At 63.6% G+C, this 12094-nt stretch carries 8 protein-coding genes; 5 read left to right on the top strand and 3 right to left on the bottom strand.

What is annotated here, in order from left to right; translation table 11 throughout:
• Positions 1–103: 103 nt before the first annotated feature.
• Positions 104–925: an AraC family transcriptional regulator gene (locus BLV09_RS00830; protein WP_146685986.1), complete on the top strand. Its 822-nt coding sequence runs from the start codon at positions 104–106 to the stop codon at positions 923–925.
• A gap of 234 nt (positions 926–1159) precedes the next feature.
• On the opposite strand, the gene BLV09_RS00835 is transcribed toward BLV09_RS00830, so the two are convergent.
• Positions 1160–6226: a hypothetical protein gene (locus BLV09_RS00835; RefSeq protein ID WP_146685987.1), complete on the bottom strand. Its 5067-nt coding sequence runs from the start codon at positions 6224–6226 to the stop codon at positions 1160–1162.
• A 387-nt stretch (positions 6227–6613) separates the two neighbouring features.
• On the opposite strand from BLV09_RS00835, the gene BLV09_RS00840 reads away from it, so the two are divergent.
• Together BLV09_RS00840 and BLV09_RS00845 are read left to right on the top strand one after the other, a co-directional pair.
• Positions 6614–6991 (top strand): Hpt domain-containing protein, encoded by a 378-nt coding sequence (locus BLV09_RS00840; protein ID WP_146685988.1) that lies wholly within the window; start codon positions 6614–6616, stop codon positions 6989–6991.
• Between the two features lie 96 nt (positions 6992–7087).
• Entirely contained in the window at positions 7088–7408 is a 321-nt protein-coding gene (locus BLV09_RS00845; protein ID WP_100382821.1) for a 2Fe-2S iron-sulfur cluster-binding protein, read from the top strand.
• A 130-nt stretch (positions 7409–7538) separates the two neighbouring features.
• Here BLV09_RS00845 and BLV09_RS00850 read toward each other — a convergent pair whose 3' ends face one another.
• On the bottom strand, positions 7539–8006 hold the full coding sequence (locus BLV09_RS00850) for an acyl-CoA thioesterase (RefSeq protein WP_167558581.1): 468 nt from the start codon (positions 8004–8006) through the stop codon (positions 7539–7541).
• A gap of 173 nt (positions 8007–8179) precedes the next feature.
• Between BLV09_RS00850 and BLV09_RS00855 the strand changes: the two genes are divergently transcribed.
• On the top strand, positions 8180–9208 hold the full coding sequence (locus tag BLV09_RS00855; protein WP_146685990.1) for an NAD(P)/FAD-dependent oxidoreductase: 1029 nt from the start codon (positions 8180–8182) through the stop codon (positions 9206–9208).
• A 177-nt stretch (positions 9209–9385) separates the two neighbouring features.
• Positions 9386–9973, top strand: coding sequence for a DUF2147 domain-containing protein (locus BLV09_RS00860; protein ID WP_146685991.1), 588 nt, complete (start codon positions 9386–9388; stop codon positions 9971–9973).
• Positions 9974–10049: 76 nt separating this feature from the next.
• Here the strand turns inward: BLV09_RS00860 and BLV09_RS00865 are convergent, their stop codons facing one another.
• Entirely contained in the window at positions 10050–12053 is a 2004-nt protein-coding gene (locus tag BLV09_RS00865; protein WP_146685992.1) for a hypothetical protein, read from the bottom strand.
• Positions 12054–12094 lie beyond the last annotated feature (41 nt).

Here is a 12094-nt window from a genome sequence, read left to right on the forward strand (position 1 = left end):
GGTCCACAGGGATGAGATAAGGGGAGGCGGGATTGGCGTCATTCCGCAATCTGGACAAGTTATTATTCGTTTGCGCCAAAGACCTATGTTAGATCGGACGATTATGCCCATTCTGACAGACACCTCAGTTGCATCCGACTGGGTCGAGCCGGACGAGGTCGCGCGCTCGGTCGTCACCTATGGCATCGCATCGAAGAAGATCGGTACGATCGAGCTCGATATGCATCGCCACGCCAAGGGCCAAATCCTGCTCGTTCAGCGCGGTGCACTCAGCTGCCGAGTGGAGGGCGGACTATGGATCGTCCCGCCCCAGAGCGCCGTCTGGATACCAGGCGGCGCGCTCCACGCCATCAAGGCGACTGGCGCGCTCGAAGGCTACAGCGCGTTCGTCGCTACCGATGCCGACGCGCGCCTACCCCAGCGCTGCTGCACCGTCTCGGTGAAGCCGTTGCTGCGCGAACTGCTCTTCCGCGCGGCCAGCCTGCCGGTTTTCTACGAAGAGGCCGGCGCGAATTCGCGGTTGATGGCGGTGCTGCTCGACGAGATTGCGACCGCCGAGGTCGAGGATTTGCACCTACCGATGCCTACCGACGCACGGCTGCGCGACTTGATCGACCTCATGATGGCCGCCCCCTCGGAGCGGGGCACGCTGGAGGGCTGGGCGAAGCAAGCGGGCCTGAGCGAGCGGACGCTTGTGCGGCTGATCAGCCGCGAGACGGGGATGAGCTTCGGGCGGTGGCGCCAGCAACTTGGCGTCATGCTCGCTGTACAGTGGCTGGCCGGCGGTGCTTCGACTCAACAGGTGGCCGCCAACCTCGGCTATGAGAGTGTGCCTAGCTTCGTGACGATGTTCCGCAAGACGCTCGGCACCTCCCCAGGCAGGTACATGGCGGAGCGACATTCCGGCCGACATGCCAGTTCCTAGCTCCGACGACTCCCTTCGGAGCGGCAGCATCCACGTCCGCTTTGCGCCGACTTTTACAACAAAAACTGCCAGAAGTACGGACCCCATTAGCGGAGCGAAGTCCGCCGCTGATGCGAGCGCGGCGCAATACGCTTCGCTATTGCGCCCTGCGATCATAATGCCAGCCATGAACCGGCCGAAAAGAAAACGGAGGCAGCGATGCCTCCGTTTTCTTTTCATGGCCCTGTCTGAACTCTACCCCAGCCGTCCCGCCGCATGCGCGAGCAGGGTGTAGACCATGCCCGTTTCGGACGTGAGATGGCTGCGCAGCATCTGCGGTCCGCGATCGTCGCGCGCGACTTCGTCGAGCAGCCGCTCGAACTCGGTGATGTAGCGGTCGACGGTCTGCTTGAAGCTGCGGTCGGCGCGGTATTTGCGGGCAACCTCGTCGAACGCCTTCTGGCCGGCCGGCGTGTACAGCCGCTTGGTGAAGGCCTTGCTCTCGCCGCGCTGATAGCGATCCCACATTTCGGCGGCGAGATTGCGATCCATCAGGCGCGCGATGTCGAGCGACAGCGATTCCAGCGGATTGCCGCTGGCAGCAGGCTGCGGCCGGCCGCGCGGAGTGTCCTGGCCGCCATTGCCATCGGCGCGGTTGAGCAGGCCGGAGAGCCATCCGTCGTTGGCGGAATCCGAACTTGCGGGGCTGACCGGCGGCGCTTCGGTGCGCCGCGCAGCAGGCAGGCCGAGGTCCGGCGGCGGCAGGCTTGCGCTGCTGGCCTCGCGCGCGCGCGGCGGCGGTGGCGGTGCGGAGCGTGCCGGCTGCGCCTCGCTGCGTCCGCTGCTGACAGCCGCCAGCAGCTGCTCTTCCTCGCGCGGCGCGCTCGATCGGCCGGTGCCTACGACGTCCAGGCCGCGGCCATGGCGGGCCACGATCCGGTTCAACTCGGCCAGCGCCTCGATCTGGTCGACGATGACCTTGCGCATCTGCGAGGTGCTCTCGGCGGCTTCCTGCGGCATTTCCAGCACGCCACGGCGAAGCTCGTTGCGTGTGCTCTCCAGCTCGCGGTGCATTTCGGAAGCCATCTGCTTCATGCCCGAGACCACGGCGGCGAACTTGTCGGCCGATTGCTTGAACATCGCGTCGGCTTCCTGCGTACCCTGGTGATAGAGCTGGCTCATGGTGTCTGATGTCAGCCGGCGTTCTTGTTCGGCGGCCTGACGGACCGCCTCGAACTGCCGGGTGATCGCGGCGGAGCCCGCACCGGCGGTTTCCGCCACCACCCGGGCGATATCGCGTGCGCGCTCTTCGGCGGCGGCCAGCGATTCGTCGAGCAGGCTGGTGAAGCGCGACAGCCGCTGGTCGAGATCGGTGGTCCGCAGGTCGATCGTGGTGACCAGCGATTCCAGCGTCGCCTTGCGCTCGGCGACGGAAGCGGTGGCGCTGCGGTTGCTCTGCTCCACCACAGCGGCCGCCTCGACCAGCATCCTGCCATGGGTGTCGAACTGGCCGGACAGCGAGCCGAGATTTTCCAGCGCGCCGCTGGTCTTGGCGTTGAAGTCGTTCAACTGGTCTTCCAGCGCCTGGGTCGCGATGCCGTTGCGCGAGGTGACGTCGTTCATGGCGGAGACGAAGTCGGCTACGCGGGTCACAAGCGCGCGCTCGAGCGAGTTGAGATTGTCGTGCGCACCGGTCAACACTTCCTGCAGCAGGATATTGCCTTCGCGCAGCCGCTCGAACAGGGCGACCGTGTCGGTGCGCAGGATCTTGCTGGTTTCCTGCATCTCGGTGACCGCCGCGATCGAGACCTGACGCGACTGGTCGATCGCCGCCCGCGAGGAGTGCTCGAGGTCCTTGATCGACTTGTTGACCGCGCCGGTCGCCATTTCGCCGGCCGCCGTAATCGTCCGCGCGACATCGGATCCGTTGGTCGTCATCGATTGCGAGAACGCCTGTCCGCGGGTTTCAATCGATTTCAGGGCATCCGACGTAACGCGGTCGATGTCGACCGTGAGCTGGCTGGTCTTGGCGCCGATGGCGTCGACAAGCGTACCGCGCTTGCCGTCGATCATCTGCGCAAGCCGCTCGGTCTGCTGCTGGACATAGGTGACGATCTCGTCGGTCTTGCCGGTCATGGTGGAACCGAAAGCACTGCTGGCGGAGAGAACCGAACGTTCGATATCCGCCGAGGTCGACTTGATCTTCGACGTGACCTCGTTCGAGACGGCCACCAGCGCGCTCTGCGCATTGACGGCCGTGGTCTGGATGTTGTCGGTGGTATTGGCGGTGACCACACCGAGCGAGCGCTCGATATCGGCGGAGATCGCCTTGATCTGGCTGGCGGCGTCGGATGACGTCGCGATCAGCGAGCTTTGCGCCTCACGCGCGCTGTTCAGGATCGAGGCGGCGGTGTCCGTCCCAACCGATGTCAGTGAGCGTTCCACATCGGCCGCCAGCGACCGGACGTGATTGGACGCCTCCAACGAAGCGTTCACGAGCGTGCTCTGCGCGTCGCGCGCGCCCGCCGTGATCGACTCGGCGGTCGAGGTGCCGGCCATGGTCAGCGAGCGCTGGACATCGGCTGTCAGCGATTTGACCTGGCTGGCGGCGTCAGCGGATGCCGTGACCAGGATGCCCTGAGCCTCCCGTGCGCCGGCGACCACCGCACCGGCGGTGGAGGTGCCCGCGGCCGAGAGCGTTCGCTCGACATCGGCGGACAGCGTCTTGATCTGCGTCGCCGCATCGGCGGACGATGCCACCAGCGTAGACTGGGCATCGCGGGCGCTGGCCAGGATCGAGTTCGCAGCGCCGGTGCCGACCGCGGTGAGGGCGGTTTCGACTTCCGACGAAGTCAGCTTCAACTGGGCGCCGACGTCGGAGGAAACCGACAGCAGCGACTGTTGCGCGGCGCGCGCGCCGGTCTGAATGGTTTCGCTGGTGTTGACCACGAGATTGGTCAGCGAGCGCTCGGCATCCTCGACATGCGCCTTGATTCCGGAGGACAGTTCCTCGGCGCGCGCCATCAGGCCTTCGCTGGCCTGCCGCCCGCTGCTTTCGATGCGACCGGCCACCGCTTCGACGCGCGACCCCAACAGATCCTCGAATTGCGCGACACGCATGTCGATGTCGTTCGCCACAGAGCCGATCTTGCTTTCGATGCCCTGGTGGATTTCCTGGAACCGCGCCGTGATGGTGTCGGACAACAGCGCGCTGCGGCCATCGATGGTTTCGGTCACATTAGCAATGCGCCGGTCGACGGCTTCGACCGCCTGCGCGGTGCCGTCCGTCAGCGAGGTGGTGAGGTGGGTGATTCGCGAGTCGATCGACTGGATCGCCTGCGTCGTGCCGTCGGTCAGCGACGAGGTCAGCTGGGTGAGGCGGGCATCGATCGACTGGATCGCCTGCGCGGCGCCGTCGGTCAGCGATGATGACAGCGTGCCGAGATGACTGTCGATGGTTTCGGTCACCGACCTGGCGCGGTCATCGAATGTCTGTTCGAGCGATTTGAGGCGGCCGTCGACGGTTTCGTCGAACGACTTGATCCTGGTGTCGAGCGACGTATCGAGATTGGCGACAGTGGTTCCGAGCGTGGTCTCGAAATGCAGAAGGCGCTGGTCCAGCGTGGCGGTGATCTCGCCGCTGTTCGAGCTCAGGCGGGTGTCGAAGGTATCGACATAGGTCTTGAGGCTTTCCGCGATGTCCTGCGTGCGCTGACCCATGCGATCGACGATCTCGCCGCCAAAGGTTTTGACGGTGCGGTCGAATTCGGAGATGTGACGGGTGATCAGCGCGCCGAGCGTGCCGCTGTCGCGCGCGAATTTCTCCGCAAGCTCCGAGCCCTGATTCTTCACCAGTTCATCGAAGGCGCTGATCTGCAGGCTGAGCGTGTCGTGCGCGGTCTCGGTCTGGCCGACGACCTTCGCCACCAGTGAATTCACGGTCACGTCGAGTGCGTCGCTCGCCTTGTCGCCGCTGGTCAGGATCTGGGAGGCGAGGCGATTGCCGGCGTCGTCGATCTTGCTGACGAGATCGCCGCTGCGCAGCTCGAGCTCCAGCAACAGCGAGTCGCTGGAATTCTTCAGCGAGTCATGAACCTGCTCGGTACGGTCGGAAATACCGTCGACGATGGTGGAAGAACGCTGCTCGAATTCGCTGGTGATGCGGTCGATCCGCTCGTTCAGCATGTCGTGGACGCGGTCGGCGAGATCGACGAACTCGTCATGCACGTGCCCGGTCTTGAAATTGAGGCTGGTGGTCAGCCGCTCGCTGGCGTCGAGCACCGCGCGCGTGGTTTCGGCGCTGGCTTCCTCGAGGCGGTCGAGCAGGTCGCCGCCGCGCTCGCCGAGCGCGAGGATCATGTTGTCGCCGGCGTTGCTGAGCGCGCTGGTGATGTGGGCGCCGCGTTCCTCCAGTGCACCGGTGATGCTCTTGGCGACTTCGTCGACGCGGGAGGCGATGGCGTCCGAGATCAGCGCGATGTCGTGGCGCAGGTCGATCTGCACGCCGGAAATGGCGCTGCGAACCTGTTCGGCCTGTCCGACGAGGTTGTCACGCTGGTGGGCGATATCCTGCAGCAGCGCGCGGATTCGCACCTCGTTGTCACTATAGGCGCGTTCAAGCGCGGCGACTTCGTTGGCGACCAGGGTTTCGAGTTCGCCGGCGCGCGCGATCGCGCGCTCGACGCCGTCGCCCATGGCGGCGACTTCGCGGCGGATCGCCTGGCCGACGGTCACCATCGAGTCGCTGGCCGCGCCCTCCGGCTCCGAAAAACGAATCGCGACCTGCGCCATCGACTGCGCGATCATGCGCAATTCCTGGCTGCGCCAGGTCAGGCTGGCGAGGAAATAGATCAGCAGCACCGGCGCCACGAACAGCGCGGCAAGGCCGGCCAGCGCCAGCACGCCACCGCTGCCCTGACCGATGGCGGCCTTCAGCGAGGGCAGAAAGCCGATCATCAGCACGGCGGCGCCGACGCACCAGACCGCGGCAAACAGCGTGGCCATCGTATAGACGCTGCGGGCGGGGCGGCCGGTCTGGATGGCTTGCAGAATCTGCCCAATGGTTTCGCGGTCGTCGTTGGCGGCGCGGCGAGTCGCGCGCGGTTCTTCGATGGCGTCGAAGATCGTGTGGTCGGCGCCTGGCCGGGCGCCGAAAGCGGGTTCGTTGTAAGAAGAGGAAGGTGAATCCGTCGCAGTCAGATCGTTGCGGACTGAATCGTGGTCGGTCTCAGAGCTCGGCGTGTTGTCGATATTCAAGGCTTCCTGGATGGCGGAAAGCGCGACTTCGGTAGGGTCTTTGACCTTTTTGGGGTTGTTCGCCATGTTCAGTCTTAGCCCTCGTTTTACTTTTACGCGCCCGCCGATACTTGCGCGCCACCCGCAAGCTCGCAGCCGATCTTATGCCGCGCGCGGCGCGCCAGCGCGTCCGTCGGTCGGCATGTCCGCTACATCCGCAACATCCTATTGGTTGAGCGATGCGAATGAAATGGTTGCGATTAATACAATCTTAATCATCGTTAACAGCCGGGCGTCGTAAGGTCTTCAGAGTCCTTAAAGTTCCCTGAACGCCGCTGTGGATCACGGCAACTCTTGGCCAAAAACAAGGCAAACTTGCGGCAGGTGAGCACAACGTCTTGTTAACCATTTCCGTGATTGGCTGGCGAAAACGCCACTGCCGAAACCGGTCGGCAGCGGAACTGGGTTATTGCCATGTCGCTTCGTTTCGAACGGATTGAATGGATGCCATCGCCGCCGCTTGCCCCGGATGACGGTCCGATCGATCTCGGACATCTCAAGCGAATGACGCTTGGCGACGCCGGCCTCGAGCACGAGGTGCTGGCGATGTTCTCGGCCCAGGCCGTCACCCTGATCGCTAAGCTCGCCACCATGCCATCAGACGCGCCCGCGCTCGCGCACACACTGAAAGGCTCGGCGCGCGCGATCGGCGCATTTCGCGTCGCCGATGCCGCCGAATCCCTGGAAACCGCGATACGCCATGGCGGCGCAACCTCCGAGCCGCTTGCGGAGCTAAACCACGCTGTCGCCGAGGCGCGGGCGGCGATCGACGCGCTGTTGCGCCGCTCCTGATCCGGCCCGCCGCGCAAATCCACCGCACTAGCGCAGACCGGATCGACCCGTTATAGGACAGGCCAGTCCTCATTTATTCCCGCAGCAAGAGCAATCATGGCCAAGATCACTTTTGTCGACCATTCCGGCGAATCCCGCACCATTGATGTTGAAAACGGCGCTACTGTAATGGAAGCGGCGATCCGCAACGGCATCCCGGGGATCGAAGCGGAATGCGGCGGGGCCTGCGCCTGCGCGACCTGCCACGTCTATGTCGATGAGGCCTGGCGCGAGAAGGTCGGCGCGCCGTCGCCGATGGAAGAGGATATGCTGGATTTCGGTTTCGACGTGCGGCCGAATTCGCGGCTGTCGTGCCAGATCAAGGTCAGCGATGCCCTCGATGGTCTCGTGGTGACCACGCCTGAGCGGCAGGCCTAGAACGCTTCCGGCCGCTGCTGAATCGGAACCGACGCTTTATTCTATTCTTTATTTGATGCGTTTTGATGCGTTTTCGTGGCGCGAACCGGTATCGGATTCGCTCGAGGCGGTTTAGGGCACGATCCGGACTCTAGGACGCCGGCTGGACGATGTTCACCCCGCGACGCAGCCAGGGTTGAAAGTTCCTGATGATCTCCGGTGTCAGCGGCGTCGGCTTGCGCGTCTGCTCGTTGATCAGGACGTTGGTCGATTGCGCCGACGCAATGCATTTTCCGGCCGAGAACACCACCTGATCGAACGTGACGGAGGTCCGGCCTAACCTAGACAGCCCGAGCCCCAACTCGATCGTGCCGGGCCAGTGCAACTCGGCGCGGAAATGCATGTCGAGGCGCACCATGACCCAGGCGAGCCCCGGCGGCATCAGGCCATAGCTGCGATCTTTCATCAGCGTGACGCGGCCGGTTTCGAAATAGGTTGCATAGACGGCGTTATTGACGTGCTGATTGGGATCGAGATCGCCAAAGCGGACGTTGTCCGTCAGCCGAAAGGGAAAGTCCTCCAGGCGCGGGGTTGAATCGAGACGGGCTTCTGCGTTCACGGGGAGGATATCCGGGATTTCAGGTTCTTGAAGCCGAGTTCGCGAACGCCGGCAAGGGGTTGCGGCGATCGCAGGTGCCCGATTTATGGCTTTCCCAAAGCTTCTGTCTTGGCTAGACAGGCGCAGCCCATAGAACAATTGGCTTGGCATAGTCCAACTGAAAAGAAGCTGACATGAGCGAAGTGATCAAAACCGATGTGCTGATTATTGGCGCGGGTCCGTGCGGACTGTTTGCCGTTTTCGAACTGGGCCTGCTCGATATGAAAGTGCATCTTGTCGACATCCTCGACAAGATCGGCGGCCAGTGCGCCGAGCTCTATCCGGAAAAGCCGATCTACGACATTCCCGGCATTCCCTTCGTCACCGGCCAGGGCCTGACCGAGGCACTGCTGGAGCAGGTCAAGCCGTTCAACCCGACCTTCCATCTCAACGAAATGGTGGAGAAGATCGAGAAGATCGGCGATCCGCTTTTTCGCATCACCACCGACGCCGGCAAGGTGTTCGAGTGCAAGGTGGTTGTCGTCTCCGCCGGTGGCGGCTCGTTCCAGCCGAAACGGCCGCCGGTGCCGGGCATCGAAGCCTATGAGGGCACCTCGGTGTTTTACGCCGTGCGCAAGATGGAGCAGTTCCGCGACAAGGAACTGCTGATTGTCGGCGGCGGAGATTCCGCGCTCGACTGGACCCTCAATCTGCATCCGGTCGCCAAGCGCGTGACGCTGCTGCACCGGCGCGACGATTTCCGCGCAGCGCCGCACAGCGTCGAACAAATGCGTGCGCTGGTGGCTTCCGGAAAAATGGATTTGAAGATCGGTCAGGTGACGGAGCTTAAAGGCGAGGGCGGCAAGCTGTCGGGCGCTACGGTCAAAGGCAACGACAACGCGGTGACGAATGTGAGCTGCGATACGATTCTGCCGTTCTTCGGCCTGACCATGAAGCTCGGGCCGGTCGCGAACTGGGGCATCGCGCTTGAGAACAATCTGGTGCCGGTCGAGACCGCATCGTTCGAGACCAATGTGCCTGGAGTTTTCGCGATCGGCGACATCAACACCTATCCCGGCAAGCTGAAGCTGATCCTGTCGGGATTCCACGAGGGTGCGTTGATGGCACAGAAGGCGCACCGTTACGTCTATCCGGACAAACGGCTGGTGTTCCAGTACACGACGTCGTCGTCGAGTCTGCAAAAGAAGCTCGGGGTCAACTGACGATTGTCCGGCTCAAGCGGTTGCGGCAAATACGTGGCGAACATTCGTTCCTGCGACACGCTTGTGACAACTGCCGGTTCCGCAGGGCCGTTTGATTTGCCGCTGCGGCACTGGAACCGTCCGCGAAATGGCCTTAGTCTGCGGCCATTATTTTATGCATTAATCAGGTGAATGATGATGTGGACTTCCGTATCCAGATTTCGTTTTGCGCTGCCGGGTATCTTGGGCCTCGCGATGGCGCTCGCGGTCATGCTTCCGGTCAAGGCCGCGGAGCCAACGGCTGCCGGACCTACCGCTACCGCTGCGGGACTCTGGCAGAAGATCGAGGACGGCAAGCCGGTGGTATGGGTTCTCGTGGTCGATCATCAAGACGGCATTTTCGAAGGCGTGATCGCCAAGACGTTTCCGGAAGATCCCACCGAGATCTGCTCGAAATGCACCGATGATCGCAAGAATGCGCCGGTGCTCGGAATTTCGTTTATCAGGAACATGAAGCGCCAGGGCGACGGATTGAAGTACGAGGACGGCAACGTGCTCGATCCGCGCGACGGCAAGATCTATCATGCCAAGATGAGCGTGAGCGCTGACGGTCAGACGCTCACCATGCGCGGCTATTGGGGTATTTCGCTGCTCGGCAAGGACGAGACCTGGTATCGGCTGCCGGATACGGCCATGGCCCAGCTCGATCCCGGCATCGTCGCGAAATATCTGCCGACGCAGGCTGCGGCAATGAAACCGCCGCCGGTACCGGTCAAGAAGCACTAATCCCAGCAGTATTAAGTTAGGAAGCTCGGACTTAGTTCGCCGTCGGCGCGGCAGCGAGCTGTCCGCGCCAGTCCGTTCAGCGCGCGCCCGGCGCGCCGCCCACGGGCGAGCCCGGCACAGGCAAGCCCGGCACAAGCGAACTTGGCAGGGGCGGTACCGGCTCCGACGTCACTTCGGGCACGGCGGCGTCGAGGCGAAGCACCGATGCCACGGCCGGCAATGCCGCATCCGCCATCGCGGCGTGACCTTCCGCGGTGGGATGAACCGCACCGCCATAGACCGCCGACAGAACGCCCCAGGTCGCGTCATGAATATCGGCGGGCTGCATCGAGGACGGCAAGCCCTGCGGATAGGTCATCGCCGAAAAGTAACTGTCGTTGGCGTCGCGGATCCAGCGCGCCCGCGGAAGATAGGCGCGATATTCGCCCGCGCTGCGGCCGCAGACCATCGGCTGGCTCGCTGCCGTGATGATATCCGAAACAAAGCTGTCGCCCTTGTCCGAGAAGCACGCCCGATCGAATTCGGGGTCGCTTTCCGCGCGCGCGCAGAAGCCGTGATTGGCAAACGGCGTCTGGTGCGCATCGACGAACGTCATGCGGTCGCTGGCGGGATCGCGACACAGCACGCCCGACTGGCACAATGCCAGCGCTTTGAGCTCCGGCAGGAATTCGTTCTGCACGAAACCAGACACCTCGGCGAGGCGTCCGGGGTCGGCGTTAAACGAGGGATGGATATCAAAGCCAGCCTTTCCGCCGGGGCAGGGCGCGCCGTTGGCAAGCGCCGGATTGGCATAGGACACGTATACGACATGCGAGAGATCGCCGACCAGCGGCTTCAATCCATCTCGAAGCTTGGCGAATCCCCGCGGCAGGTCCCGCGTCAGCGCCGAGCGTGAATCCTCGACCGATCCGATCACGCCGATGCGCGTGAACAGCTCGCGCTCGGTCGGAGCATCGACGATCGTGTCCGCCACCAGTCCTGAAAAATTGATGTCGTTGGCGCCGATCGAGAGCAGCACCAGATCGAGCTTGCGATCAGGCTGGCGGCGCCTGGCGGCGGCGAGGGCCGCGCGCAGCTCGGGGAGTTGCGCGTTGACGGTGCCCGAGCACGTGTTTGCGGATTTGTTGGGCGGGCATTCACGCGCCCGCTGTGAGCCGAACAAGCCGTCGGAAATGGTGGCGCCGGTGCAGGCCAGCGGCAAATAGGTGACCGCGATATGCTGATAGCGCACCGCGAGCGCCAGCGCCGTGCGGGTCTGGTAGCTGTACAGCGAGCGGTGGCAGGCCGAGTTGAACCAGAGCGCGCTCTGACGTTGCCAGACCGGCAGGAAATCCGGAGCTTCACAGGCGCGGCCGCCCTTATAACCGGCGCGGCTCGGGCGATAATATTGTGCGCTCGCCGTTCCCAAGTATGAGCGGAAGCAAAAGCCTTCGTCCGCCAGAGCCACCGGGCGGTCCGGATTGCCTTCACCCGATGCGATGCTGTCGCCGAGTCCGGCGATGAAGATGTCACGCACCTCGATCGCGGTGGTGAGGTGCTGCGGCGCGTCGGATCCGCTGCTGACATCGACGGTGACATTGGTCGCGCGACCATAGGCAACGCGGAGGTTGACCTGTTCGGCGCAATCGAGCGTCGATTGCTGCGGCGGACCGTCGCCGACGTCGAACGACCAGGCACAGATCCCGCCGACCGGAACTTGCCCGGTGAGCCGAACCGTGACGGGATGGTCGATCGGCGTCAGGTAGTTTTCCTTGACGTTATCGCGCGTGCAGGGCTCGGCGATGTGGCCGGTCAGGTCGATACAAAGGCGATTGACCGTGTTGCGCGCCCAGCCGCGGCCGTCGCTTTGCAGTTCGAGCGCGTCTTCCGAGGCGAGAATGCTGCCGGCGCGGTCGCTGTCGGTATGAAGCAGGAAATCGCGCTCCTCGCGAAACAGCCGGAAGCGGTTGCGGACTTCCCACGAGATCTGCATCGGCGCGTCGGGCGAGCTTTGCGCCGCAGCCCATTCTGCCGGAAGCGTGCCCAGCGCGGCGACGAGCAGGACGTGGAGGATTATCGAGCGGAGATGAATTCGGATCATGGCGCGCGTTTGACGTTACAGGTGGGGCGGAAATAAGAGCA

Source organism: Bradyrhizobium canariense, assembly GCF_900105125.1.
Classification (GTDB): Bacteria; Pseudomonadota; Alphaproteobacteria; order Rhizobiales; family Xanthobacteraceae; genus Bradyrhizobium; species Bradyrhizobium canariense_A.